Genomic DNA, 26,722 nt, shown 5'->3' with positions numbered 1-26,722 from the left:
CCTTTCCTAAGCCTTGCTGGGCTTTGCTTAAGGCGAGGTGTTCGAGGTGGCTAGCCTGGCCGCCGCAACTTCACGCAGCCCATCGGTGATGGCGCCGTCGGTGCTGAGCGGGGCAAGGATGCAGGCTTGAGCAGCCTCCATTTCTGTTGCACCTGCGGCGATTAACTGAGCCGCGGTGACCAAGACTCGGGTCGACGGTGGCTCGAAATGAAACGCTTCGTCCGCGGTGCGGATGGCGATCGCGCACTCGACAAGCCGGGTGGCCGTTGCCAGTTCCACGCCGGCCTCGGCGACGATGACCTCCGCCTCACGATCTGCGGGCAGATAGTCCATCGGCATCGTGACGAATCGCTGACGAAAGGATGGTTTGAGTTCCTTCAGCGAGCTGCGATAGGCAGGGTTGTAGGAGCACACCAGCATGAAAGAGTCTGGTGCTTCGACGATTTCGTCGGCACGGTCGAGGTAGAGGGCGCGGCGGTGATCGGTGAGCGAATGCAGGATGGCCAAGGAGTCGTGGCGGGCCTCCACGACTTCGTCCAGGTAACAGATCGCACCGGCCTTCACCGCCCGGGTCAGCGGGCCATCGGTCCATACGACGTCACCACCGGTCACCATGAATCGGCCGACGAGGTCCGAGCTGGTGAGGTCGTCGTGGCAGCTGATCGTGACGACCGGCCGCTGTAATAGCACTCCCATGTGCTCGACCAGCCGGGTCTTGCCACACCCCGTCGGTCCGGTGAGCATGACCGGTATGCGCCGTTGAAAGGCCAATTCGAACAGCTGAACTTCGTTGCCGTTCGCGAAATATGTTTCGTTGGTCATCGGTGACCCTTTTTCGGAGGAGGCTGGCGGTGGATCATGCGGCGACAAGCTCACGGTGGACGTGGGCCAGCACGCGCGGAAGCTCCTCGACCCGTCGGATGCGCTGAGACCGGCGCGGCCCGAACACCTCTGGCAGGGGATCGACTCGCGTGGGCCCGACGCCGACGTAGTACATCGACACTCCCGCGTCACTGGCCTCCTCGACCGCGTGTGCGGCATCCGCCCAGGCGTATCGCCCCTCGTACCCTTCATCGGAAATCAGGCCGTCACCGATGACGATCAACAGGCGCCGCTCCGACGGCTGGGCCAGTAGCCGACTCGTCAAATGACGAAGCGGCGCACCGAGTCGCGTGTATCCGCCGGTCTGTAGCCCGAGACTGCTGGGTGGCACAAATCGCGGATCCTCGAAGTTCTTCAGGCAACGAACATCGACTCGGTGCCGGGTGTTTCCGGTGAACACGAAGATGCCGTGCCGTTCGCGGGCACGGTTCATTGCGCGTGAAAGCGCGTCGGCACAAGCTAGTTCGAGCCGGAAGATTCGCCCGCCGTGCACGCCCAAGGACGAACTCCCATCGAGCAGGAGTGCCGTGGTGACGTCGCGATTGCTGGGCAACAGTTCGCGAAAAATGCGGGGTTCGGTCGCCTCGCCGGTCGCGGTGTCGATGTAGTGTCGTACATATTGGTCGACGTCCAGATCGGAGCCGTCTTCGAGTCGATTCTTCATCGTGCGGTGGGTGTGTTCTTCGAACCATTTGCGGAGGTCTGCCGAGATGGCGACGGGTTGACGGCTGTGACTGGCGTGTGCGCGCTCCAGAACCGCGACGTGGTCATGCATAAAGCTCTTCGTCCACGCATTCCACTCGGGATACGGAATGCCGGGACGGTGGTCCGGGGTGATGTCGAGGTCGTTGTCTTGCGGCCGGCTGGGTGGCGGCAGGTTCGGGTTGCGGACGCCCCCATCGCCGCCCACCGGCACGGAGTACGGCCGGGGAAGACGCTTCTGCGTTGTGGTCCAAGGCATTCGGCCGAAGCTGCGCCGCAACTTGTCGGTCAATCCCTGCGGCATCGTGTATGCCAGGGGTAGATGACCCAGCAGCGGGTGCACCGTCAATGCCTGCTCCGTGGCGGCCAACGCGATTGCCCGTTTGAGCATTTCCGCGGCATCCATGTCGCCCGCTTCAACCTGAACTTCTGGCAGCACACGCTGCACCTCGGGGAGTAGACCCGGCCAGCGCGACGCGATCCAGCCAAGGGCAACGCCGGCCTCGACGAGGGCGAGCGCCCGCAGTTCGCGACCGGACAGCTCATTCAGCCGATATTCGGTAATGCGCTCCTTTGATGGCGAACATTGCAGGGCCACACCACATGTCACGGTCCTGCGATTCCAATCGCGCAGTGCCGGATAGGGGACATGAACGAATTTAAGGCTTCCGTTCAATCCGAACACACGTCGCTCACCCGTCACGAGCCGAACACCCTCGCGGCGTTGATCACTCAACGCGACCGCCGTCACAGCGCAACTTCGCTCGAGCACCATCGCTTGGGGGTCAGCCGGCTCAGCCATTGTGCAGATCACCCCCGTCCCAGCGGCCCGATCGGCGGGGGACGGCTAGAACGTCCCGATGTTGGAAAACATCCAGTACCAGAACCAGATGATCAGGCCGGTGCCGCCCCACGCGGCGACGTAGCGCAAGAGCTCCCAGACGTAATCCATGGTCTGACCTCCTTAGTGAGGAATTCCCAGCCGACTGACGCGTGAACTGGACCCGTGGTGAAACCACCCGACTGGCGGCCGGTGACGTCATTGTCCGCCTTCCCTGGTGGAAATTGCTGATTGAAGTCAACACAAGGCCTAATCCGAAAAGATTTCGCGATTGACCGAGTGCAGATAGGGGATGGCGAGGAATGGGGTGATGTAGAAGATGTCGTACAGCCACCAGCCGACGACCGGCAGTACCACGCCGGCAAAGCGCACGTCGGCGAACATGGTCATGTTGAAGACGTAGCCGGTCCAGATCACCACGCCCATCCAGCAGGTGATGACCATCCACTGGTGGCCCCACCTCTTCATCTGCAGGAATCCGATCCCAGCGGCAATGCGCATCGTGAAGACCGTGAGGATCAGCCCGACTTCCCACGCCTTTTCGCCCGGGCCCGCGGCGCCACCGACCCAGAGCTCGTTGTAGTGCCAGAAGTAGCCGGCATCGAACATGTTGCCCCAGCCGTTCAGCAGCACGCGGGCCAGCAGGGTGTGGTTTCCCATCAAGTCGAGAGCCCATCCCACCGTGTTGATGGCGGCGTCGATGATGACCAGATAACCCAGCAAGGTGACCAGCATCGGGCGAACCGAGAGTCCATTCCGATGTGCCCGGCGCAGCAGGAGTACACCCCGGAGGAAGAGTGGTAGCCCGAAGATGCCCAAGGCGGCGGTGCCAATCAGGAGGCTGCCGGAAATGAGCCATTTGTCCGCCTGGCGCTGGGCCCGCGCCGAACGTTCCATGTGCTCGTCGAACGTCTGGCCCGACAGGGCAGAGTCGACCTCGCCCGCCCTGCGCGGTTGCAGCTTCGGCAGATTCACGAACCCGTCCCGTCGTTGGGGCTGACTGCGTACTTGCGTGGACTATAGCACTGACTTAAGTCAGTGTCAGGCTGCCGTTGGGCCGTCACCATAGGTATGTCGCGACGATTGTTCCGGCCAGCACTACGATCCAGACGTCGCAGAAAACACGTAGCCAGCGCGGGCCAGATCGCACTTCCATGAACTGCCGAATGATCAAGCGCACCTTGATGAATGCGATAGCCAGGACCACCATCGCGACCGCGGTGGTGGCGCCGCGCCCGTATCCTTCTTCGGCGTGACCTAGTACCCACGTCACGATCGTGACGGCCGATAGCACGATCCACACATAGGTAATGCGTCTTGCATCAGTCATTTCAGTCACCTCAGCACGTAGAGAAGCGCGAAGATGATCACCCACAGCAGATCCACCATGTGCCAGTAGGTCGTGCCCTGCTCGACCACCTGCGCCCGTCGATCGGCGTTTGCGCGGATGTGGATGGTGATCACCGTCAAGATGACCAATCCCATGATGACGTGCAACATGTGCACACCGGTCAAGACGAAATAGAAAGACATGAAAGAGCTACTCGGGAAGGTGTGGCCGGCGCTGAACTCTAACCACCATTCGAGCAACTTCAGCACGATAAAGACGGCGCCGCAGGCGCCCGTCCCGGCGAGCAGGCGTGTTGTGCGTTCACAGTCGTCGTCGCGCGCCGCGAGTACGGCCCGAGCGGCGAGCCATGAACTGAACAGCAACAGCAGCGTATTGGCCACACCGACGTCGAGGTATAAGTCGTGCTGGGCGGCGTTGAAGGCGCTCGTTTCACGCGCACGGAAGATCATGAATGCGATGAAGTAGGAGCCGAAGATGATCATGTCACCCAGCACGAAGAACCACATCGCCCCGTCGCCAGGCAGATAGGGAACCCGAGATTGGTTGGCCGACTCCGCGGGCCGCGCGTCGGCATCGTCGGATGTCAGTTCGGCCTGTTGCGAATCACTCACGGAACGGTCCTACTCCCAACTCGCGAAACCTGCACCCGGGCATGGGCTTATGCCTGCAATTGGTCGACCGGCTGCTGCTGAATCGCCCGGTAGAGGACGTAGAACTGGCAGACTTGCCAGAAGACGTAGACGACCGTGTCGATGTAGAACGCCACCAAGCCATTCCACGCGAAGGCGCCGGAGTGGAAGTTGAAGACCACGGCAGCCAGGAATTCGGTGACTATTTGCCAGATTGTGGCGTAGCCGAACCACTTTGGATAGATCTTGTTTTTGTCGAGAAGAATCGCCGCACCCAGCACCGCCCATGCCGCCGCGAAGCAGCCCAGGGAGCCGATGTACGACAGGAACGCCATGTCGTACAGCAGCATCAGCGTTTCGGGCGAGCGACCCGGCCGCAGCACCGCGGTGAGGAATGCGAAGCCGCCCCAGAGAAATCCCGGCGTGGCACCGACGGACAGAGTTGCGATGAACGCATAGGCAAAAATCGGATGCACTGTCATGCGCCGAATCTGGTAGGCGATCAGGCCGTTGGCCGGCCCGACGAAGCCTGCGATCACCATGAGCGATCCGAACCCGATCTTGATGCCAAGGGACTGATGCTCGAAGAAGTCCGCGACCTGTTGGGCGGAGATGTCGGGGCGGCGAGGCGGCATCAGTCCGGTCAGCGGGACATAGATGATGCCTTGGAGCGCATAGAAAATCGGGATCGTCCACCAGACCACCCACAGATCGATCTTCGGACCGGCGAGCCACCCACGGCGACTGGCCGCCGGCCCGCCGGTCGCGACCGGCGGAGGTGCGGTGCGCGTCATGGTAGGTGCGCCCGATCGACGTCCGCCGTTTCGGCGGCATCTTGTGCCTGCCGCAGCACCGCCTTGCGCAACACGAAGAACATCACCGCCACGTAGAGGCCCAACGCGACCAGTCGAAGCCAGAACGACACCGTGCCATTCCAGGCGAACGGACCTGTTGTCACCACCGATGCGCCGGCTGCGGGGGTAATGGCGGCGGCAATGACCAAGCTGAAAGGCGCGACCCATCGCGGCAAGATCGGCGAATCACCGGAGTCCAGGAAGACGGCGAATGCCAGGCACAGGTTTTGCACGACGATCATGCCCACCGGAGCGATGAAGATCATCCATGCCATGTCGTTGAGCAGTTGGACCAGCTCGGGATTGCGCTCCGGCCTGAATGCGGCCAGCAGCCACATGATGTCGGCCATGGCGAATACCGTCACGCCGCTGGTGGCCGCCGTCAGATAGCAGTAACCCAGCACCTTGCTGGGTGTCGCCATCCTTTGCATCTGCACGACGATCACGGCGTAAAACGGCAGCAGCATGACACCGAAGAGATTGAACGTCACCATGCTGAACCGGACTTCCGCTGCATGGTCTCGGTAGAAATCCGCTACTTGCTGCGCCGACAGCGTCGGCGACAGGGGTGGAAAGAAGCCGGGGAACATGACGAATGCGATCAGCAGCACCAGCCCCATCGTGGGGACCGTCCAAAGGCAAAGGAGCTGGGTTTTCACAATGGAGGTGCCTGGCACCCTGGGTGGCCGGCTGACGGTTACCATGTAATTTCCTTTTGCCGCGAGCTATTTGCCGTTAAGTTGTTGCACTTGATCTGATCTCGCTATCGTCGCGGCCTGGCCTGGCCCGAAACCAGTCACGACGCGGCCTTCTGTCTCGGCCCGCCCCACCCGGCAAATCTAACGACGACTGTTGACTAAAGTCAATGAAACAGCACATCGTGCGCGTCGAATGTCGATATTTTCGTTCGTGCGGCTGTGAGCTGCGGTTTCGTCCAACGCCGCGACGAGACGTGCGGATGGTGCCTGATCGGCGCTCGACCCGCCCGGGCGCGGACCTAATTGACCTTAGTCAGCATATTTGATAGGCACAAACCTGCCATAGCGTTCCGAGTGCGCCCCATGAATTGTCGAAGACACGCGAGGGTTGGCAAGTTGATGTGTTGACACCTGTCGGAGATGGCCCACGAGAAGCGCAATCGGCGCTGGTCTTCGATCCGTACTCGCCCGAGTTCTTCGCCGACCCACACCCGGTGTACCGGCGACTGCGCGATGAGGCTCCTGTCTATTACAGCAGCGAACATCATTTCTATGCGCTGAGCCGTCACGACGATGTGGTCGCGGCAATCAGGGACTTCGAAACCTACGCCTCTTCCCGGGGAATCACCTTGGACCTCGTCAAGAGGGGGGTGGTGGTAGAGGGGCACATCCTGCAGATGATGGATCCTCCGGAGCATCGGCGGATGCGCGGTCTGGTCAACAAGGTATTCACGCCGCGCGCCATCGCTTCCCAGGAACCGATGGTGCGAGCGACGATCAACCGATACGCCGCACGGCTCGATACCGAGGCATTCGACGTGGTGAGAGATTTTTCCGCGTATTTCCCGGTAGAAATCATCACAACAATGCTCGGTGTGCCGCAACAAGACCGGCAGCAGGTTCGGCTTTGGCAAGACGTGATCCTGCACCGCGCGGTCGGGCAGACCGGCATGAGTGACAGCGGCATGCAGGCGTTGGCGGACAACGAATCGTTCTACCGCGACCTGATCAAACAACGGCGCGCACATCCCCGGAACGACATGATCTCTGCGTTGACCACCGTGGAAGTTGACAGGGGTGACGGCACCAATACGCGCCTCGAGGATCGCGAGATCGCCGGCTTCTGCATGCAACTCGGTGCCGCGGGTGCGGAGACGGTTACGAAACTTGTTGGGAGCGCGGTAGTGCTGTTCGCTGAGCATCCCGACCAGTGGAGGGAGCTTGACGCCGACCGGAGCAAGATCCCCGCCGCCGTCGAGGAAGTGTTGCGCTATGACGGGCCCGTGCAGTACAACTGCCGCTTCAGCCTAAAAGATGTGCGCATCCATGGAACGACGATCCCGGAGAACAGTGCCGTCATGCTCCTGATGGCCTCGGCGAACCGCGACGAGCGAGCCTTCCAAAAGGCCGATAGCTTCGATATCAACCGTGACCGAAATGAGGGGCTGGGTCTGGGATTTGGCTACGGCATCCACAGCTGCCTGGGGGCGGCATTGGCGCGTATGGAAAGCGCTGTGGCGCTTGACTGCCTACTCGACGTGATGCCCGAGTTCGAAGTCGTCACCGGCGACTTGCAGCGCGTCTTCATGACGAATGTGAACGGATACTCTCACGTGCCGGTAAGACTCCGGAGCCGCCCAACCACCGAGAACAGTTCCTCGTAGATATTGCCGGGAACAGTGAAGGGGTCTGTGGCCGAGACGACGGGAAAATTAGCGGCGATGTCGTCTGCAGTAGCCGTGGTCTCGGGATCGGGCAGCCATCCCTCACCCAGGCCGACGAAGACGCGGGCGTAGCGGCCGGCGCAGGCCGAATAGTTCTCGTGGCTGGATTCGCATGCGCGGCTGGCCAGATAGGTCACGATAGGAACCACCTTCTCCGGACCGATCAGCTCGAGAAGTCCCAAATTCTCAAGCGTGACCGGGTCCACGGTCTCCGTGACCATGCGTGAGAACCCAAAGGGCAAAACAGTATTGGACAGAATGCCGTGGTCTGCGCCCTCGAGGGCAAGAACGTTGCTCAACCCGACCAATCCTGCCTTGGCGGCGCCGTAGTGCGCCTCAAGGTGTTGCCCGAACATTCCGCCCGACGATGAGACGAAGACGAATCTGCCGTAGCCCTGTTCCTTCATCACCTTGAACGCCGGTTGACTGAGGTAGAAGCCCCCGTCCAGGTGGACGGCGAGCATCTGTCGCCACTGCGCTGGTGTCATCTCCTCGAACGCGATGCTGTTGAAGATGCCGGCGTTGCTGATCACGGCGTCGAGGCGACCGAAGTGCTCCATGGCGGTCTGCACAATCGCTGCACCCCCCTCGGGGCTGTCCACTGAGTCATACGAAGCGACCGCTACTCCTCCTGCGGCGACGATCTCATTGACCACCTCGTCGGCGACCGTCGGATCGGCTCCATCGCCGTGCATCGAGCCGCCCAGATCGTTCACGACCACTGAGGCTCCGCGAGTGGCCAAATCCATTGCGTAGAGACGGCCGAGGCCACGGCCCGCTCCGGTAACAATTGCCACTTGACCCTTGAAGTCGATCACGGAACAGCCCCTTCCGGCTTTGCGCAACTGCACATCAGCTCGCCTCCCTGAAGATGACGTGCAATCGTGTCGGTCCCCGCAGTGAGCTGTTGGTGGACCACGTCGTGGGGCCGATAGCCGAAATCCGCGAGACGCGGTCGACCAGTTGGCGCAGGACGGCATGTGCTTCCATGCGCGCTAGCGGTGCACCGAGACACAGATGAGAGCCAAAGCCGAAACCCACATGCATGCGTGGGTTTCGGTCGGCGCGGAAGGTGTTGGGTTCGTCGAAGGCAAGCGGATCGCGGTTCGCCGCCCCGAAGGACATCAGCACGCGAGAACCCGACGGAATGGTCACGTCTCCAACCCGATACGGGGCACGGGTGTAGCGGTAGAGGTTCTGGATGGGACTCGTGTGTCGAACGTGTTCCTCGATGGCCATCGGAATGAGATCCGGATTGTTACGGATCATCTCGTATTGGTCGGGATGACGGGCATAAGTGTCAAACATGCCGCCGAGCAGGTTGGTGGTGGTCTCGTTGCCGGCGATCAACAGCAGGATGGCGATGTAGAACAATTGGTTGTCGGTCAATCCGCCGTCGGCGCTGTGCGCCAGCAGTCGGCCTAGAACGGTATCTGACCCCTTGAGTTGCCCGGCTGCCAGATGCTGTAAGAAGTAGCGGCGCAAGGCTACTGCGGCGCGCATGGATCTCGCGGCGTTGACAACGCCCTTCGGTGTTGGCGTGAAGTTGACGAGGCGTGTGCTCTCGTCTGACCAGTGGCGGAAGTCGGTGACATCGCCGTCAGGGACGCCGAGGATCGCGGCGATGACACGTATCGGCATGGGGATTGTCAGCCGCCGTACGACGTCGCAGCCGCCGCGGGCGGAGATCATGCCATCGACGAGTTCAGCGGCGATGTCGTCGGTGATGCCGCGCCAACTGTCCAGCGCCCCTTTGGTGAACGCCGGCTGGACCTGTTTGCGTAGTCGGGTGTGCTGCTCGTCGTCGGTGAGCACGACGAGGTCGGCGACCATCCGAATCGGGGTCACCCCATGGCTACTGGTTACCTGGTCTGTGTCGCGCAATGCCGCGCGGACGTCGTCGAGCCGATGCAGGACCCAGGTGGATCGACGTGGACTGTAGTGCACCCGTCCACCGCGGTGCAGGGCTTCATAGGCGCGGTGCGGATGCGCTGCGGTTGCCGGGTCGAAAGGGTCGTAGTCCGTATTGATCGCACCGGTCCAGGCGCTGCATCCGAGACGGCGCGACCGGATCGCGGCAGCGAGATTCAACTGGCCCGCTGCAAGCATCGGTCCCACCATCGAGGTGGCAGCGCGCGCGGCCTGCCCGATGGTCATGTCGACACCCTTCTCGAGAACGTATGTCTCAGACTCTGGGCAGGCCTCCGCTCGCGTCAACGGTTTCCCGCGAAGTTGAAAGGTCCACAAGAGGCCCGAGGATGGCTCAGGCTAGATCTAACCGCCCGGACCTGGGCATACTCGTGAGACACAGCCGAGAATCTGTCTCACGGTGATAGAACGGATTTTGTCTCCATCTCCTTGGGGTGAAAGGGGTGCGTGATGGCACACAAGGACTGGGTTCTTGGGGCGGACCGCCACGCTGAGGCACTCGATCGAATTCTCGCGGCGGCCTCAGAGCTCGTCTCGCGCAACGGTTTCGAGGCATTCACGATCGACGCTTTGGCTGCTAGGTTGAATTGCTCGCCAGCGACCATCTACCGCCGTGCCGGCGGCAAAGCTGCGATTCTGGAACGTTTGATCTCTCTTTTCGCCGAACGAATCATCAGCTCGATCTACGCGGCGATCGCGGGGATGGAAGGTACTGAGCGCGTCGTCACCGCCCTCCTCCTAGGGTTGGATTTCATCCGCGCCGAACCACTCGGAAAGCTGATCATGGGAGACCTTCGCCCGGATCGCGACAGTGGCGCTGTAACTTCCTCGCCACTGATAGCTGAGATGGCCGAACAGATTGTGGGACAGAGCGACCCGTTGGCCGCGCAGTGGCTGGTGCGTGTCACTTTCTCGCTCTGGTACTGGCCCCTGAAAGACAAACAAGCTGAACGCGAGTTGGTTACGCGGTTCGCTGCGCCGTCGGTGACGCAGGGGTTGCGGCGCGACTCCGACACGGCAAGCCTTGCCAGATAAGGCGCCTGCCCATATCCTCGAAATCGAAACCGGAATCCGATTTCGGTTTTGATATCGAGGGAGGGCAAGCAAAGTGCGTTCGCGTCAACAGGCGGTGGTCGTGACGTCCGACCCGGCATCGGCAGGCAGGCACCCGCCTCGCCAGGCCCGCACCCGGGCGGCGCTGCAACGGTTGCTGACCGCCGCTGAGCAAGTGCTGGTCAATGATGGCCTGGACAATTTCACGATCGCTAGTGTCGCCGAAGAGGCCGGGGTATCAGCTGCTGGGATTTACCGGCGTTTCTCCGGCAAGGAAGAGCTCATCGACGCCGTGCGCGACAAGCTCATGACCAACCTCGAAGAGGCTGCCGATGCTGCGCTCGGTGAGGCGGAGCCTTCGCTGGCCGGCGCAGTCACGACTTTCGTCCATGCTTTGGCCGATACCCTCGCTCAGAGCGGAAAAGTGGCCCCGACCCTGTTCAGTGCAGAAAAGACGCCCGACATCGCCCATCGTGGACTGTCGACCCTGACCGCGCTGCAACAACGCTTCAACAGTGCCGCCGCACCGCATCGTGATCAGATAAGCCGTCCCGAACCGGACGCAGCACTGGACACCGCGCTGCGCACCATCCTCGCGGCGGGCATACACCGTGCCGCGGTGGCGCCGCTGTGGCCCGACGGCAGGAACTGGCGGCAATGGGCAGATGAAATCGCCGGAATGATGCTGACTTATCTCACTGCGCCCGAGTGATCCCGCCGGGTCAGACGCTAAACCTCTACAGCGCAACACGACTCCTGCACCGCCGACTCGCCGCTGACCGCGAACCAAACGCGTTGGCGTATTTCATCATGCAGCAAGCGACGTACTCGAAATACTCATACTTCTTCGCAGAAAGTAGGTTTCAAAATGTCAACGACGGCTCCCATTCGGTCATTTGCCCGCTCCGCAGTAGGCATACTGCTAGGACTCATCACTGCCGTTCTCGTCGTTGTCCTGCCCGGTGTGATCGTGACACACATTGCCAAGCGGGACGGCGAACTCGGTCCCAAACTGCTCAGCGCTGGAATGCGATCACTCGTGCCATCGCGGGAAAACGCTTCTCCCCGTTGGCGCTCTTCGAACACACCGGGCGGCGTTCCGGGCGTGTCTTCACGACGCCGCTCGCGTCGTTCCGGTACCAGGACGGGTTCCTGCTGCCGCTGCCCTACGGCCCGCAAGTTGACTGGTGCCGCAATACATTGGCTGCCGGGCACGCGACCCTCACTCGAAATGGGACGCGCTACGTCCTGGAGCGTCCTGAACTTGTCACTCTGGACGCTACTGTGCTGAATCGACTCCCGGTGCCGCTGCGATTCATGATGCGGCGCGAGGCGGAACAGGGTATCCGGCTGCACCACATCAGCAGCGAGACGCCACCCACGCCGTCACCAAATGCTCAGTGAATCCAGGCCAAGTCGTTAGCGCGCGGTCGCGTCAAGGGGCTCAACCCTGCTGCTTGAGACCCGCCTCGAACGCCGGTAAGACGAAGCGCCGCAGCATGTCTTGTTCCGCTGCTGTGTTACTTGGGGGCCAGTGAGACATCGAAATCACCACGCGCACAATCCATTGCGCGGCCTGTTCATCGTCAGTGGCGATGCCCGCGAGTTCGGCTGCGATCTGGCTGAGCATCGATGATGCGTGCAGTCCGGTCAGGTCAGCGACTGTCGATACCAGCATCAGGTGACGTGTAGGCACCGTCCTGATCTGTTCGAGTGCCACACCGATGGCCACCAATACCCGCTCGGGACCGCTTAGGCCCTCGACGGCGCGACGGACGGTACCGATGATGCGTTCAGCGATGCGCAGCGTGACCGCATCGCGAATCTGTGCCTTGCCGCCGGCATACCTATAGATTGTGGCGCGCGAGCAATGCACCGTGGCTGCCAGTGTGTCGATGTCGAGCGCGTCCAGGCCTTCGCGAGAAACAAGATCCGTCGCTGCGGCGAAGATGCGTTCCGCGGCTGTGGCATGTCGATCACCGCCGACCACCCAGTCGTCTCGAGACATTTGTACTAAGCCCCCTAGATCACACCACACCTGTTTCTCACGTTTGAGACAAAGTACGCCACATTTATCACGATTTGCCGTGATCACGCGGCGACACCTGAGAATCCGGATGGCCGTTCCGCGGCAGCGCGACTTTCGAGTTCCCACAGACCCGTTGACGCCGTGTCGCGCTAGCAGTGATGTTGGAACCATGACCTCGCCGGTTGGCCTCGGCATCGCGCTGTTCGACGATAGCAACGTGCAGGACCCCTATCCCTTGTATAGGCGCATGCACGCGGTTGCTCCCGTGCACGCGATCGGCGACTCCGGCTTTCACGCCGTGTCCGGGTGGGACGCGATCAACGATGTGATCGCGCGACCGGAGGACTTCTCGTCGAACCTGACGGCGACGATGATGCTCCAACCCGACGGCACGGTGGGCAAGTTCGTCATGGGCGAGCTGGGCGGACCGACTCAGGCGCTGGCCACCGCCGATGACCCGGTCCACGAGGTGCACAGGAAGAAGTTGCTGCCACAGCTGGCCGCCAGGCGCATCCGGGCATCCGAGCCGTTCATCGAACAAACCGCGGACGAACTATGGGGCGCGGGCGTGCAGGATGGGCGCATCGAATGGATGAGCGGGGTTGCGAATCGGCTGCCGATGATGATCGTCGGACGCATCATCGGGGTCCCGGACGAGGACACCGACAAGCTCGTCCGATGGGGATATTCCGCCACGCAGACGGTCGAAGGGTTGGTCGGTCAAGACGAACTGAACGCGGCGGGCGTCTCGATTATGGAACTCAGCGGCTACGTGACCGAGCAGTTCCAGCGGGCCGCGCAGAACCCGGGGGACAACCTGCTCGGCGATCTCGCCACGGCATGCGCCTCGGGCGAGTTGGACGATCTCGCCGCGTTGACGATCATGATCACCCTGTTTAGTGCCGGCGGTGAATCGACCGCGTCGTTAATCGGTTCTGCCGCATGGATATTGGCAACCCGCTTCGAGGTCCAACAGCAATTGCGCGAGAAGCCCGAACTCCTGGCCACATTCCTCGAGGAGGTCCTGCGCTACGAGCCGCCATTCCGCGGCCATTATCGGCACGTCGTCGACGACACCACGCTGGCCGGGGTGGATCTACCGGCGGGCTCACGGCTGGTGCTGCTCTGGGGGGCGGCCAACCGGGATCCGTCGCACTTCGAGGATCCGGATGAATTCCGGTTGGATCGGTCCGGAGCTAAGTCCCACTTGACATTTGGCAAGGGCGCGCACTTCTGCGTCGGGGCCGCACTGGCCCGGCTGGAAGCCCAGATCGTGCTCGGTCACCTGCTCGCGCACACGACACGCATCGAGGCCGCCGACGTTGGACGTTGGTTGCCAAGCCTGCTCGTGCGGCGCCTGGAACATCTGAACCTGGCAGTCCAGTGACTGCACAAGCCGAAGCCGCCGCGTTCTACGAGATCGCCCAGGCAAAGGCGCGGTACTGTCGCACGCTCGACAACCAGGACTGGGCGGCTGTCGCAGACCTGCTGACGGAAAACGTCGAGTTCAGCATCACCGACAAAGATACCGAGGCCGAGGTCGTGACTGGGCGAAACGAGACGCTGGCGACACTTCGAATGCTGGTTGGCGACGCTAAGACCGTCCACCAGGTCCATATGCCCGAACTCGAACTGCGCGGCGAGGAAGCCCAGGTGATCTGGGCTGTGCAGGATCGGGCAGTCTTCGAAAGTGGGCTTTCTGTAACGGGTTACGGCCACTACTACGAGCGATGGGTGCGACGAAAAGGCGGCTGGAAGATCTCGGCCATGCACCTGATCCATCTGTTGGTCGATGTCCACCAAGTAGGCGAGTAGCCGTACTGACCGACTGAGGTCTGTGGCCCGCCCAACCCCGTAGATTTCTTGACCCCTCGGCGATTACAAGATAAAACAGACAGATCTGTTGGTTTTGAGTTCGGGGAGACAAAGCAATGACGCGAAAAGGTCATGCCGTCGTCATTGGCGCCAGCGTGGGCGGACTCTGCGCAGCCCGCGCGCTGCAGGAGAGATTCGCACATGTCACAGTTTTGGAGGCGGATATCCTGCCGGACGTCCCGAATGGGCGCAGGGGTACGCCTCAGGCGTGGCACAACCACTTTCTCCTCGCTGCCGGCCGAGAGGCGATAGAAAGCCTGTTCCCTGGTTTCACCGAGCGCTTGATCGCGAACGGCGGATGCGAGATCGATCCTGGTTTGCAGGCCGCCAACTGTCTCATCAACGGATGGGCCGGGCGATCGCGAACGTCGATGCGCGTCTACTTCGCCTCGCGGCCGATGATCGAACTGACAATCCGCGAGTTTGTGCAGAAGGATTCCGATATCGAGGTCGTCGAGGGAGCGAGGGTTGCGGACCTGATGTCGGACCAAGACGACGAGGGCCCGGCCATCACCGGAGTGGTCTACCGGGATCTCGACGACCAGATGCACGAGCTGAGAGCCGATTTCGTCGTCGATGCCGGAGGGAGGGGGAGTCGCGCGGCAACCTGGATGAAAGCGTTCGGCCAGGAGACTGAGGAACTCACGTTGGATGCCAAGGTCAGCTACTCGTCGCGGTGGTACAAATGGCCGACCACCAACCTGCCGTGGTACCGCTTCCTGACGACGTTCCCCGACCCCAATCCCGATGCACCCGAACCGCATCAGTATCTCTGCTCGGTGTTTCCGATCGAGAACGACTCGTTCATCGCCGTCATGGGATCGTGGGGGCTGTCGATGCCCACTGACGTTGCCGCCTACGAAGCGGCGGCGCGCAAGACCCGCACGCGCGAATTCTCCCGCCTCCTCGAATCCTCCGAGCCGATCAGCGCGGTTCACCACACCCGGTCCACCCGGAACGTCTGGCGGCGCTTCGACCGCCTCGAGACGCCGCCGCGAGGATTCATTGCCACGGGCGACGCGGTGTGCGCTTTCAATCCCATTTACGCCCAGGGCATGTCATGCGCGGCGACGGCTGCCGTGATCGCCCGCAGATTATTTCAGGACATCGACCCGAGCAGTGCAGCCTTTCCGAAGCAGTTCTACGCGGAGCAGGCTGTTTTTCTGAAGGGTGTTTGGACGCTCGCGTTCTCGCGCGATGCCGGCTATGAGCACGCCTCGGGTACCGAGGCTTTGCCTGACGGGATCCGCAAACGCCTGATCCGAAAGGCCACGTGGCCGGTCTTCCACTTCGTCTCGCAGGCCTGCTGGGGAGACCAGGTGGTGAACACGCATTTCGACCGTGTCTACAACCTGCAGGAGACGGTCTACGAACTGCTTCGCAATCCCCGGGTCCTCTTCGGTCTGGCACGCTACGGCGTGGTATCGGCCCTGGGGCGCAGCAAGATTCCACCGGCGGTGGCACCGGAGTTGCCGCCGCCGGACACCGACTACACCCATTTGCGCGACAGCGTTCTCGGCAAGGTCTCCGTGCCGCAGTGAGATTCAACAACCCACTCGAAATTGGCTGGCAACTACACGTGTTGGACGTGGTCATGGCAACGATCAACGTACTTGCGGTGGTGTACGCGATCCGCCAATATCGCAGGGGGCATCCGACGTATCTCGTGCTCTGGGCGTCGTCGTTCGCCTACGGTGTGATTCTCGAATTCACCACCGGCATGTTGATCTCTCGCAGTTACATCCAGGGCGAATTCACCGTCATGCTCATGACAGGCAGCATTCCCGGCTATAAGACCGACATGCCTGTCTACATCCTGTTGTTGTATCCGGCGATTAACTTTCTCGGCTTCAAACTGGTCGAGGCGTTCGGCATCCGGTCCATTCTGGCCCGCGCTATGTCTGCGGGTGTCATCACGGTCCTCATCGATGCGCCGTACGGCGTGACCGGACCCCTCCCGAATGTGCGATGGTGGCGGTGGCTGGACTGGACCATCGGTGGGCGGCACATGTTCGAGTACTGGTATGGCTGGCCGATCACCGAAGCCGTCTGGCAGATGACGTGGCCGCCACTACTTATGTGGTTGGTCTGGCAGTGGGAGCGTCGCAGGGCGGCAACGGTATTCGGCGTTGCGGCGCCTGTCAGGACGCCACTCAAGACGGTCGTCGCAGTTCCACTGCTCATTGGATTGATGGTCAACACCGGCGGCTTGCTGCTGAGTTTCCCGATCAGCCTCGCGATCGGCTTCGACCTGCCCCACTATCCGTTCGCCCTCGCAATTGCAGCGCTTCTGGTCGTCGTCTTTCTGTTCTCCGACAAGCGACCGGTCGGGATGGATGGGATGGCGTGGGTCCTCTTGGGGATTTACGTCCTCGGGTATGCCGTACTCGCCGCTGCAAGCTTCGCCGCGCAACCCGTACCGGGCGGCCAAATCACCCTAGTGGCAGTGGCATTGACTACGCTCGTGCTGCTCGCGTGCTATTCGGGACACGCGGCGCGACGGATGCCGCCGGAGAGCGAATCCCATGCTGGTGGCTCAGCCCCATCGGTACCCGCGTCGCCGGATACCGGTCGGGCGATGAGTTAGCATCGCTCGAGATGATGACCTCGTATGACTGGCTAGTCCGCGGGTTGGTGCGATGGCGCAGGTGAAGCGACAGGTCCGTCGGGGCCGGCCGGCGAAGATTGGCAGACCTCCCGGCAGTTCGGGCGAAGAGACCACCGCTCGCCTGCTCGAGGCCGCAATCGTGCACTTCGGCGACCGGGGCTACGCGGGCGCGCGGATGACCGAGATTGCCCAGGCGGCCGGAATCCGTCACTCGTCGATCTATCAGTACTTCGCCTCGAAGCAGGAGCTTTATCGCGCCGCCTTCGATGCCGCGCAAGCCGACCTCCTGCCCGAATATCTCGACGCGATCGCGGGTGCCGAGTCGCTCAGGGAGCAGCTCGCCGCTGTCTTCCGCGCGTCGGTGCGTGCACACGAGCGGCGCCCGACCATCACCCCGTTCCTCGCATCCATTCCCATGGAGCTGCGTCGCCATCCGGACCTGCTGTCCTCGCTGCAGGCCGAAGGCGGTGCGCTGAGCGATGCGTTGCAGGAGATGTTCGATCGCGCCCGCCGACGAGGAGAGATTCCTTCCACAAGCCAGGACACCGACATGATGGTCGCCTTCATCGGATCGGCGATGGGGATCGGCCTGCTCAGTCACGGGATGCCCAGTGGTCACATGCGTTCCGCCGTCGACGTCCTACTCGCTGTCTTCGACGGAAAGTTCTTCACCACCTGACTATCCGGATTGCGACTGCCCGGTTGCGCCCATTGCAGCTGTATCCAGGATTCGGACCGGTACGTCAGTCTGCCACGGCTGTCGAGACACACAGTCGGCGACTTGGAAAGTCCCGCTTTCGAATTCGCCCTCGGCTGCATCCACCAACCGGTAGTTCTGACGTTGCCGATGCATGGGTTGTCCGTCGATCATCACGATCCGCAACTCACCAGGCTCGAATCCGCAACGCGCCTGCATGGCCGCGACGAGCTGCTCCTGATGGAGGTGGCCGTCGCCGAATGCCCAGCCGACGGCATAGGCGGCGACCGTTTCGCCCTCGACAGCGGTGTATTCCCGCTCCCGGCCTACCGGGACGGCACGGTCTAAGAGCGTCATGACCGCACGCCCGTGAGCGAACATGGATCGAAACGCGTAACCCATGTAGAGAGGGAACTCGGCCTTCTCCTTGCTGCCGAAGAGCTTTTCGAAGTACTTGTGCTGCAACAACCCCAGCCCGACTCGGGCGTCGGCGACCTTCTGGCTGGCCGAGTCGGTGAAGAGCCACACCGAAGTGTCCCAGTTTCCGGCGTAGTAGCGGCATCCCCGGTAGGAACGACACCTTCCGGGGCCAGACGTGGCCCACTGCGACGGTGCCCACCAGCACGACGACGAGTGCGGCGATGAACCACGGATGCGAGATGTCCTGTATTCCAACATTGATGTGCGCTAAGAAGATCGCGCCGATGCCGTAGATCATGAAGACGTTCCACTCCAGCGGCACGCCGAGGGGGACTGCGGTGAGAATGATGAGGTGCAGCGTGATGAGCAGTGCCGCCGCGACTCGGGTGACGATGCCGCCGTGAGAGAAGAACAACAGCGGCGGCATGCCGAGCTCGATGACCGTACCGACGTGAGCGAGAAGCGCAGGTATCCAACTCGGTCTCAGGTCCTCTGGATGCCGGCGGAATAGATTGCGTTTCAACCACTTCGAGCGAATCAGGGGATTGTTGGCCATCATGGTGGACACGACGAAGGGGAAATGCCGGTTGAGTTTGGACGTCGCTGCTCCCATCCAGATCGCGACCATGACGATCTTGGCGGCCACGATCATGTCGAGGCCTGGCAGCAAGAAGGCGACCGTCAAGGCGCCGTAGACCTCACCGCGAGCGGCCAGGAAGATGACCTTGTCGCGCAGGCCGGCGATCGCGAGCAGGGTGACGACCGTCGCGAGCTTCCAGGTCGGGATCAGGCCGACCGGCGTGGCCGGTGCATCGATGGGGCCGGTGCCGTCCGAGAGCAGCGCGGTCAATGTCGCGATGAGCAGGGCCGCGTACGCCGCGACATCGACCGGGCTGCGTCGATCGCCGGTGGTGAAGGGAATTCGCTGGGGCCACGGCGGCAGGCGAATGGTTCCAGTCCTCAGCCAATACAGCGGAGACCCCAGAGGGGGAGCGACTCTGCCGTTGAGCGGCCCGAAGCCGCAACCCAGACCGAGGACTTCGAAGAGCAGCGTCCACAGCACGACCTTCTCGAGGACGATGGGCTCGCACCACCAGGTGGTGGCGTCGGCCCATCCGTCAATGCCATTGGTGGTGAGTGCGAACGCTATTGCGCCCAGCATGTAGAGCACGACCTTGAGGGCGTAGACGACGTGGAGCACGTCCGGGTTGCCGGTGCCGCGCTCCGCGATGTGACGCGCCATCAGCTTCAGTCGTTCGCTGCGGTCGGCGGCGCGCCAGACGTCCTTGTCGATGGTTGGCAGATCGGACTTCAGAAATCCCACGCGTGAACCTCGCTATGACAAAATGGCTAGACGTAACGTAATATACGTCTAGCCATTTCGCCAGTGGGGTCACGTGTCGACATCTGTTGTGCGCCTGCTACGTCGGTGCGGTCCTGACTGAATTGTGTGCCGACGACGGTGGTGTACCTATTACGGCGGCGGGTTGCCGCTGATCGCGCAAGATCGCCACGAAGCGATAGCTCACGAGGACTGCGAAGAAGCCTACGGTCCACAGTGCCACGTTGCCGACCGTCTGGTTCGGCGCGTTGGCGTGGACCGTCACGCCCATTGTTCCGAAGAGCACGATCGGCGCGCCATCGGAGACCTGCAAGGCCCGCTCGTCGGCTCTTGCGAGCGCGGCCGTGCCTAGAAGTGGAACCATCACGAACGTGAACACAACCATGGTCACGAAGACGTAGATAGCCCAGCCGCGCGGTGCGGTGGGGTCACCCAGGAACATGTCGGCCGCTGGACGGTTCAAGCTTTTACCGACCCATCGGTACAGGCCGAACCGCTCGCATTCTCCATTGAACACAAGCATCAGCCAGGAGTGCACGAATCCGTAAAGCGCACAGTGCCAGAGGGTTTGCCACCAGGTCATCGAACGTGGCGAAACCACTACGCGCCCGTCGAGGAGCAGGTTTATCATCACGTAGGTCGGCCACAGCAACACGGCCATTAGCACCGGAACCGCGATCGCCACGTCGCCCAAATGTGCCTGGAACAGACCGATGTCGCCGTAGCGGATGTCGCCCCAGATGAAACCGCCGAAGCTGATGTTCGCTTGTTCAAATGCCCACTCGATGATCGCGGCGGTTCCGAAGAACGCCGCAAAGAGGGGGGCTCCAAGGTGCTTCCACGTATGTCCGAGGAGCAACACCACAAGCGCGGCGCCCACTCCCACCTGCGCAGCGAGTGGAAGGCCCAAGCCGCCGGGCCCTACCGCCGCCCATCCCGAAAGGGCCACGAACACCACGCATGATGCGACGACAGTTTTGTCGAGGGCGTTGGTCATATCTCTCCAGGGTCGACATGCGAGTGAGTGGTCGCGGCAGGGCTCCGACCTCTGACTTCAACGAACATACATAAGCATAAATACGTATGGTGAAGAAGTGAAGTAAATGCTCACGTGGGTGTCGGCCAAGCACGCAACGCTTGCTCCTGAGAGGACGCCCGTACTGTATAAGATGTCCGACGATGCCTGGGAGCGTGGGGATTTCGACAACGATCAGTGACGGTGACTTTTTCATCCGATCGATTTAGATGTCAGGACGCCGAGCGTCGACGTTTGCGTTGCGGCGCAGAAACCTTCGTGAGGGAGTCCATCGCGCCCGCGAAGCGCGGGTAGATCACAGCCGGTCCGACCCAGCGCGCCAGGAACACTCGCAGTTCTGCCCGGCCGCGACGGGTGCGACCGTTGTCGACCAGAAACGAGTACAGCAGACGTAGGCAAAACTCCGCGAGTTCGGTGATCCCATCCTCGTCGAAACCATTTGCTTCCCAATCGACTTCATATCGGTGCAGCATGGATCGACTGAAGGTCAGCGCCGTATCGGACGTGAGCGACGCGCTGATGTCATTTTGGGATCGCTTATTGAGGATGAAGCCGATTCGACCGTCATCGACGAGATTCTCGATAGCGAACGCAAGCCCCTCGATTACCGCGGTAACTGGGTCGGTCTCTCCGCGTACGTGGCTGGCGAGGTGCTCAAGGAATCCGTCCCCGGACCGCATGGCAGTGGCCAGGAGCAGTGCTTCGGTGCTGGGAAAATAGCGATAGACGGTCTGGCGCGTCACCCCAAGGGTGCGCGCCACGTCAGAAATCCGCATGGCCGAGCCGCGGTCGGCGATGATCTCGTCGGCTGCGTCGAGGATCCGGGTGAGTGCTTCTTCGTCCGAAGTGGGGGTGTTCCCACCCCAGCCATGACTCCGAACCACTACGCGTCCATTCGTGTGGCCAGCATGCTGGGATCATATCTGCGGCAACCCGCTTGTGGTGTAGCTATCCGCGCGCCGCGCCGACGGAGTACCAGCGTGCGGCGCTCTTTGGCTCTTCGTTGTAGCGGTTGAACCAGCGGTTGGCGAACGCCGGCACATGTTCGAAATTCGGGTCGTGACTTGGACCTTGCGAGCGGACCAGCCCGATAACCATGTCGAGCAACTCGCGCTTGGGTACCCCCGAGTAGGTGGCCTGCCCTGGTGTCGTCAGCCTTCGGGTGGCGCGCTGGCATGACACCAATTCCCGCAGCGACAGACCTGTTGGAATCAGAGCCGCATAATCGCCGCCGTCGGCTTCGGGTACATGCGTGCGGAAGCCATTCGAGATGATCCCCAGCAGCTGGTCGATGTGCTTGACGACTCCCGTGATGGTCTTGAGGCGATATGGGTAGCTGTCGTGGACGGCGTCGTAAACCATCAGTGCCGAACTGCGGTGTTCGATTTCTTCGACGAAGTGCCAGAGAAACAGCGAGGCGACGCGTTCATCGCCGGGTTCGAACAGCTTGTCTTCGTGGTCGAGGAATACCTTGAAATACGGAGTGAAGGTGGCCTCGATGACGGCGGTGTAGCCGAGTCGCCATGCCAATGGTTTTGTCGCCGTGAGCTGATCGAACGAGTCGGATACCTGGTCCATCGTTTCCTGAAGGCCGGGCCAGCGTCGGACCAACGCACGAAAGTGGCTCGCATGCGCGGCGGAGTGCTGAGCCTCCTGGCGCAGGAACAGGTTTGCTTCCTCTACCTGCTTGGGGTCGCGGATGAGGGGCAACGCCTCGCGCGTGGCGTCGACGATGAACTTTTCGAAGCCCGGCGCGAAGAGCGTAATGAGGTTGCATTGCATGGCGAAAGCCGGCCGTTGCGGGTTCCAGTTGAACGGAATGTCCTCGCCAGCGAAGTCGAATCGAACTCGCCGCACCTGGAGGTCTGCCATCTCCGGCCCTGCCCTTCGGTATGTCGAGACTTGCCGTACATGTCGACGGTAGTCTGCCCCGGTGCCACATGACAATACGTCTAACAGATGTCGTATGGTCAAGACTAGACCATACGACAGCTTGGCTATGTATGGTGTTTCTATGAGTCATTCCACGACGGAAGTCGCCGAGGGCGCGGTTTCGCCTGACCTGTCACGACTGCTCGGCTTGCCGTTCGACGACGGCGATGACATCATTCGCGCTGCCGTCGAAGACGCAAGCGTGCCGGCCCTGCTGATGTCGATGGTGCACATGACCGGCGACATGGGTCTGCTCGCGGAGCTCCCGAAACCGGTCGCTCTCATCGCAATGGACTTACAGGGCGCGATGAGCGAGCCGGACAAGGAGACAGTGCGCGAGCGCGCCTTCGACGTGATCCGTGACTACCGTGACCGTGGCTGCCCACCGCCGTTCGTCCCCGATGCGGACGAGATGCGGGTGATGCTCAACGCGATGTCAGCGGGCACGGTGACCGAGGAATTCGTCGACTATATCGCTGCAGATCTGCGGTTCAGTGATGCCGATCAGTGCGGGCCGGTGTTGGCGTCGACACCCAAGCAACGCAGCGAGTTTCCCGTCATCGTGATCGGCTGCGGTGAGGCCGGGCTACTAGCCGGCATCAAGCTAAAGGCGGCCGGAGTGCCGTTCACGATCATTGAGAAGCGGTCCGGGGTGGGCGGAACGTGGCTTGCCAACCGTTATCCGGGATGCCGAGTCGACATCGCCAGCCAGTACTACGCGTACTCGTTCGAGCCGACCGACCACTGGACGCACTACTACTCCGAGCAACCCGAGATCCTGCAATACCTCCAGGATGTCGCCGATCGACACGGCATTGCACCGCACGCGCGATTCAACACGGAAGTCACCAGCGCAACGTGGGACGACGCGTCCGCGACCTGGACGGTTCTGACGCGCTCGGCGGATGGTGGCGAGGCGGCCCTGACCGCCCGCGCCCTCATTTGTGCGGTAGGACAGTTCAGCAATGCGGTGATCCCAGATATCAAGGGGGCCAACGAGTTCCGTGGACCGTCCTTTCACACCGCCGACTGGCGCGACGGCGTCGACCTGAGGGGCAAGCAGGTCGCGGTGCTCGGTGCGGGTGCCAGTGGTTTTCAACTCGTACCCGCGATCGCGGACGCGGCGGCCCACGTCGACGTTTACCAGCGAACCCCGCAGTGGATGGCGCCGAACCCGATGTATCACGAGTCCATCCCGGACGGGGCCCGATGGGCCATCCGTCATCTCCCTTATTACGGACGCTGGTTGCGGTTCGTATCGTGGTGGCCGATCGCCGATGCGCTCGACGATCAGGTGAAGATCGATCCTGAGTGGGACAATGGCGGCCTGTCCTGCAACGCGTCGAACCATGCGATTCGGGAGATGTTCATCGCTTGGATGCGGGCCTTTTGCGATGATGAGGAGCTGCTGGCGAAGGTCACTCCGAACTACCCGCCGATGGGTAAACGGACGTTGCAGGACAACGGAACTTGGCTCCGCACCCTTCAGCGCGACGACGTCGAACTCGTCGTCGACGGCATCGCCGAGATCACCGCGGACGGTGTGACGACGGCCGACGGAGTGCATCGGCCAGCTGACGTGCTGATCTGGGCCACTGGCTTCGACGTCAACCACCAACTCGGGCCGATCAACGTACAGGGACTTGACGGGGTCACATTGAACGAGACCTGGGGGGATGCCGCCTACGCCTACCTGGGTGTCACCGTGCCCGGGTTCCCGAATTTCTTCTGCATGTACGGCCCCGGTACCAATGCCGTCAACGGCGCCAGCATCATCTACAACTCCGAGTGCCAGATGCGCTACATCATGGGCTGCATCGACATGGTGCTCGCAGGTGATGGGGCGTCCATCGTACCGACGGTCGAGGTGTGCGACGAATACAACCGCCGCAGCCAGGAGCGCCTGAAGACGATGGTCTACAGCCACCCGGCCGTGTCGAGCAGCTATTACAAGAACGCGTTGGGTGAGCTACCCACTCTCTATGGATTTCGCATATTCGACTATTGGCGATGGACGAACCGCCCGAACCCGGATGACTACGAACTGCGGCCCAAGGCGGCTTCGCGCCGCCCGAAGGAGTGATATCAACGATGTCCCTCCTGGCTTTTGACGTTCCCAAACAACCGCGAGAAAGGATCTGCGCCAGATGAGAGCGTCGTCATCGACACACCGGGTGAGGTGCGGGTGGAGATGCTGCCCGACCCGGGTTTGCCCGGACCTGACGGCGCAGTAATCCAGGTGCGCACGGCCGCGATCTGCGGATCCGATCTGCACTTCTACGACGGCGACTATCCACTATTCACGCCTCTGCCACTCGGACACGAGGCGATCGGCACGATCGTGGAGGTCGGTCCCGAGGTGCGGACGCTCACGGTGGGCGACGACGTACTTGTCTCGTCGGTGGCGGGCTGCGGAACGTGTGCCGGCTGCCAGACGCGTGACCCGGTGACGTGTGTCTAGGGACCGCGAATTTTCGGGGCCGGCGTGCTCGGTGGCGCGCAGTCGGAGCTACTCGCGGTGCCTGCCGCGGACTTTCAGCTGATGCGTTTGCCGGAGGGCATCTCGACCGAACAAGCGTTGCTGCTGACGGACAACCTCGCGACCGGATGGGCAGCAGCGCAACGCGCCGACTTCACCCCCGGGGCCACTGTCGTGGTCCTCGGTCTTGGCGCAGTTGGGCTCTGCGCGGTGCAGAGCGCGCTAACTCTAGGCGCGGGCAAGGTCTTCGCCGTCGATCCCGTTGAGGGGCGACGCATTCGGGCCGGTGGTTTCGGAGCGACACCCCTGGCACCGCCTGCGCTACAGACGGTGCTGGATGCAACCGGTGGACGAGGCGCGGTATCCGTCATCGACGCCGTGGGAAGCGACGGCTCGATGTCCGACGCGCTGAACCTCGTCCGGGCCGGTGGAACCGTCTCGGTGGTCGGCGTGCACGACCTCAATCCCTTCCCATTTCCCGCCACCTTGAGTCTGGTTCGCAGCATAACGATGCGGATGACAACCGCGCCCGTGCAACGGACATGGCCCGAACTGGTGCCACTTCTTCGATCGGGCCGTCTCGACGTCAGCGGAATCTTTACCGACACCATGACGCTCGATGAGGCGCCCGCCGCCTATGCCGCAGTGGCCGCCAGAACGGACGACTGCGTGAAGGTCGCCCTGACGATGTGACGTCAGGACAACTTTAAGTAGTCGAAGATGGCGTTACACACCGCTTCTGGCTGGTCGAGCTGGAGGAAGTGTCCGGCACCGGGAATGGTTTGCACTCGGCTGCCTGGCGGAAGCGCGTCGATCACGCCGTCCAGGTAGCTGACTTGTACCGCGCCGTCCAGTTCGCCGTGTAACACCAGGAGGGGAGTACGCGGAAGCTTGAATCGGAAGCGGTGTAGACCCGCATACGATGCTGCGGGATGGGTAAAGCGGACCATCGCGCGGTAGTACCCGACGGCGGCCTTGCGATGAGCGAGCGTCGGCAGCGCGGCCAACGTGCGCGCAACGTCCGCGCGGACGTCAGTGTCCGGAGGCGACCAGTCCTTCCACAGGCGCGGAATGACGCGGTGCAGCAACCGCTCTGGAATAAGTGGTAATTGAAAGAAGAGCACATACCAACTTCTGCGCAGTTGGATCGCGCTCATGCGCAGGTTTTCCGTGATGGTGCGCCTCGAATTGTCGAACGCGCGCAGGGGCGGCGCTGCCATGGACACGTATGCGCAAAACGGTGAACCCGCGAACGCGGCAAGCCCGTTGGCCGTAAAGCACCCCCAGTCGTGGCCGATCAACACGGCGTCCGATCCGCCGTCGACACACTTATGCAGGTCGATGAGGTCGGTCATCAGAGCGCCCAAATGATAGTCATCGTCCGGTGCAGGTCCGGTCGGAGCATAGCCCCGAGTGAACGGCGCAACGACACGGAAGCCTTTGGCGGCCAGCGCAGGTGCGACGAATCGCCAGCTGTGCGCGCTATCCGGAAAGCCGTGCACGCACAGCGCGAGCCTGCCGTCCCTGGGACCCCATGCCAAGGCGGACATCTGCACATGCGGGAGTTTGAACTCCAGCAGCTCTGGCTCGATCATCCCTTGACCATACAATACTGAATATGTGTATTGTGGTAAGGATGCC

General features: G+C 62.0%; 24 protein-coding genes and 2 pseudogenes. 11 read left to right on the top strand and 15 right to left on the bottom strand.

What is annotated here, in order from left to right:
* Window positions 1-27 precede the first annotated feature (27 nt).
* The 7 genes from BN973_RS17185 to BN973_RS17155 all read right to left on the bottom strand — a co-directional run bounded on the left by BN973_RS17185 (window position 28) and on the right by BN973_RS17155 (window position 5,879).
* Window positions 28-822 carry a CbbQ/NirQ/NorQ/GpvN family protein gene (locus tag BN973_RS17185; RefSeq protein WP_036469624.1) on the bottom strand — a complete coding sequence of 265 codons (795 nt, stop codon included), beginning with the start codon at window positions 820-822 and terminating at the stop codon, window positions 28-30.
* Window positions 823-856: 34 nt separating this feature from the next.
* Window positions 857-2,386: a nitric oxide reductase activation protein NorD gene (locus tag BN973_RS17180; RefSeq protein ID WP_036469623.1), complete on the bottom strand. Its 1,530-nt coding sequence runs from the start codon at window positions 2,384-2,386 to the stop codon at window positions 857-859.
* Between the two features lie 288 nt (window positions 2,387-2,674).
* Window positions 2,675-3,322 carry a hypothetical protein gene (locus BN973_RS17175; protein ID WP_139830105.1) on the bottom strand — a complete coding sequence of 216 codons (648 nt, stop codon included), beginning with the start codon at window positions 3,320-3,322 and terminating at the stop codon, window positions 2,675-2,677.
* 163 nt (window positions 3,323-3,485) lie between these two features.
* A complete protein-coding gene (locus tag BN973_RS17170) occupies window positions 3,486-3,755 on the bottom strand; it encodes a cytochrome C oxidase subunit IV family protein (protein WP_036469619.1) in 270 nt (89 codons plus the stop codon).
* Between the two features lie 5 nt (window positions 3,756-3,760).
* A complete protein-coding gene (locus BN973_RS17165) occupies window positions 3,761-4,387 on the bottom strand; it encodes a cytochrome c oxidase subunit 3 (RefSeq protein ID WP_330981738.1) in 627 nt (208 codons plus the stop codon).
* A gap of 47 nt (window positions 4,388-4,434) precedes the next feature.
* Entirely contained in the window at window positions 4,435-5,199 is a 765-nt protein-coding gene (locus tag BN973_RS17160; protein WP_232232105.1) for a hypothetical protein, read from the bottom strand.
* Complete coding sequence (locus BN973_RS17155; RefSeq protein WP_232232104.1) at window positions 5,196-5,879, bottom strand: hypothetical protein; 684 nt, start codon at window positions 5,877-5,879, stop codon at window positions 5,196-5,198. Before BN973_RS17155 ends, BN973_RS17160 begins: the two co-directional genes overlap by 4 nt.
* Before the next feature lie 479 nt (window positions 5,880-6,358).
* On the opposite strand from BN973_RS17155, the gene BN973_RS17150 reads away from it, so the two are divergent.
* On the top strand, window positions 6,359-7,621 hold the full coding sequence (locus tag BN973_RS17150; RefSeq protein WP_232232103.1) for a cytochrome P450: 1,263 nt from the start codon (window positions 6,359-6,361) through the stop codon (window positions 7,619-7,621).
* On the opposite strand, the gene BN973_RS17145 is transcribed toward BN973_RS17150, so the two are convergent.
* On the bottom strand, window positions 7,567-8,499 hold the full coding sequence (locus tag BN973_RS17145; protein WP_036472597.1) for an SDR family NAD(P)-dependent oxidoreductase: 933 nt from the start codon (window positions 8,497-8,499) through the stop codon (window positions 7,567-7,569). The two genes, BN973_RS17150 and BN973_RS17145, sit on opposite strands and share 55 nt — an antisense overlap.
* 34 nt (window positions 8,500-8,533) lie before the next feature.
* Entirely contained in the window at window positions 8,534-9,838 is a 1,305-nt protein-coding gene (locus tag BN973_RS17140) for a cytochrome P450 (protein WP_051641320.1), read from the bottom strand.
* Window positions 9,839-10,060: 222 nt separating this feature from the next.
* On the opposite strand from BN973_RS17140, the gene BN973_RS17135 reads away from it, so the two are divergent.
* From BN973_RS17135 to BN973_RS31085, 3 genes are all read left to right on the top strand, one after another.
* Window positions 10,061-10,645 carry a TetR/AcrR family transcriptional regulator gene (locus BN973_RS17135; RefSeq protein ID WP_036469616.1) on the top strand — a complete coding sequence of 195 codons (585 nt, stop codon included), beginning with the start codon at window positions 10,061-10,063 and terminating at the stop codon, window positions 10,643-10,645.
* Between the two features lie 100 nt (window positions 10,646-10,745).
* Window positions 10,746-11,375, top strand: coding sequence for a TetR/AcrR family transcriptional regulator (locus BN973_RS17130; RefSeq protein WP_036472595.1), 630 nt, complete (start codon window positions 10,746-10,748; stop codon window positions 11,373-11,375).
* 356 nt (window positions 11,376-11,731) lie between these two features.
* Window positions 11,732-12,067, top strand: a complete 336-nt coding sequence (locus tag BN973_RS31085) for a PNPOx family protein (RefSeq protein WP_139830100.1) — start codon at window positions 11,732-11,734, stop codon at window positions 12,065-12,067.
* Between the two features lie 40 nt (window positions 12,068-12,107).
* On the opposite strand, the gene BN973_RS17125 is transcribed toward BN973_RS31085, so the two are convergent.
* Entirely contained in the window at window positions 12,108-12,671 is a 564-nt protein-coding gene (locus tag BN973_RS17125; protein WP_036469614.1) for a TetR/AcrR family transcriptional regulator, read from the bottom strand.
* A gap of 190 nt (window positions 12,672-12,861) precedes the next feature.
* On the opposite strand from BN973_RS17125, the gene BN973_RS17120 reads away from it, so the two are divergent.
* The 5 genes from BN973_RS17120 (at window position 12,862) to BN973_RS17100 (ending at window position 17,854) form a co-directional block, all read left to right on the top strand.
* Window positions 12,862-14,079: a cytochrome P450 gene (locus BN973_RS17120; protein WP_036469613.1), complete on the top strand. Its 1,218-nt coding sequence runs from the start codon at window positions 12,862-12,864 to the stop codon at window positions 14,077-14,079.
* The gene (locus BN973_RS17115) at window positions 14,076-14,507 is read left to right on the top strand and encodes a nuclear transport factor 2 family protein (protein WP_036469612.1); all 432 of its coding nucleotides are present in this window, start codon (window positions 14,076-14,078) and stop codon (window positions 14,505-14,507) included. Before BN973_RS17120 ends, BN973_RS17115 begins: the two co-directional genes overlap by 4 nt.
* 116 nt (window positions 14,508-14,623) lie before the next feature.
* A complete protein-coding gene (locus BN973_RS17110) occupies window positions 14,624-16,108 on the top strand; it encodes an FAD-dependent oxidoreductase (protein WP_036469609.1) in 1,485 nt (494 codons plus the stop codon).
* Window positions 16,105-17,154: a hypothetical protein gene (locus BN973_RS17105; protein ID WP_036469607.1), complete on the top strand. Its 1,050-nt coding sequence runs from the start codon at window positions 16,105-16,107 to the stop codon at window positions 17,152-17,154. Before BN973_RS17110 ends, BN973_RS17105 begins: the two co-directional genes overlap by 4 nt.
* Window positions 17,155-17,206: 52 nt before the next feature.
* Entirely contained in the window at window positions 17,207-17,854 is a 648-nt protein-coding gene (locus BN973_RS17100; RefSeq protein ID WP_036469605.1) for a TetR/AcrR family transcriptional regulator, read from the top strand.
* Here BN973_RS17100 and BN973_RS17095 read toward each other — a convergent pair.
* The 4 genes and pseudogenes from BN973_RS17095 to BN973_RS17080 form a co-directional block, all read right to left on the bottom strand.
* Window positions 17,855-19,616: pseudogene (locus BN973_RS17095) on the bottom strand (DUF3556 domain-containing protein). It lies immediately after the preceding gene.
* Window positions 19,617-19,713: 97 nt separating this feature from the next.
* The gene (locus tag BN973_RS17090; protein ID WP_051641318.1) at window positions 19,714-20,631 is read right to left on the bottom strand and encodes a hypothetical protein; all 918 of its coding nucleotides are present in this window, start codon (window positions 20,629-20,631) and stop codon (window positions 19,714-19,716) included.
* Window positions 20,632-20,882: 251 nt separating this feature from the next.
* On the bottom strand, window positions 20,883-21,554 hold the full coding sequence (locus BN973_RS17085) for a TetR/AcrR family transcriptional regulator (protein WP_036469603.1): 672 nt from the start codon (window positions 21,552-21,554) through the stop codon (window positions 20,883-20,885).
* Between the two features lie 64 nt (window positions 21,555-21,618).
* Window positions 21,619-22,542, bottom strand: coding sequence for a metal-dependent hydrolase (locus BN973_RS17080; RefSeq protein WP_036469601.1), 924 nt, complete (start codon window positions 22,540-22,542; stop codon window positions 21,619-21,621).
* Window positions 22,543-22,684: 142 nt separating this feature from the next.
* Here BN973_RS17080 and BN973_RS17075 point away from each other — a divergent pair, with 142 nt between their 5' ends.
* Both BN973_RS17075 and BN973_RS17070 read left to right on the top strand, forming a co-directional pair.
* Window positions 22,685-24,685 (top strand): flavin-containing monooxygenase, encoded by a 2,001-nt coding sequence (locus tag BN973_RS17075; protein WP_051641317.1) that lies wholly within the window; start codon window positions 22,685-22,687, stop codon window positions 24,683-24,685.
* A 108-nt stretch (window positions 24,686-24,793) separates the two neighbouring features.
* Window positions 24,794-25,774, top strand: a pseudogene (locus BN973_RS17070) (alcohol dehydrogenase catalytic domain-containing protein).
* Between the two features lie 2 nt (window positions 25,775-25,776).
* On the opposite strand, the gene BN973_RS17065 reads toward BN973_RS17070, so the two are convergent.
* Window positions 25,777-26,676, bottom strand: coding sequence for an alpha/beta fold hydrolase (locus tag BN973_RS17065; RefSeq protein WP_036469599.1), 900 nt, complete (start codon window positions 26,674-26,676; stop codon window positions 25,777-25,779).
* Window positions 26,677-26,722 lie beyond the last annotated feature (46 nt).

The sequence above is a fragment of the Mycobacterium triplex genome (assembly GCF_000689255.1).
Classification (GTDB): domain Bacteria; phylum Actinomycetota; class Actinomycetes; order Mycobacteriales; family Mycobacteriaceae; genus Mycobacterium; species Mycobacterium triplex.
This window is presented reverse-complemented; position numbering and strand designations above follow the sequence as displayed.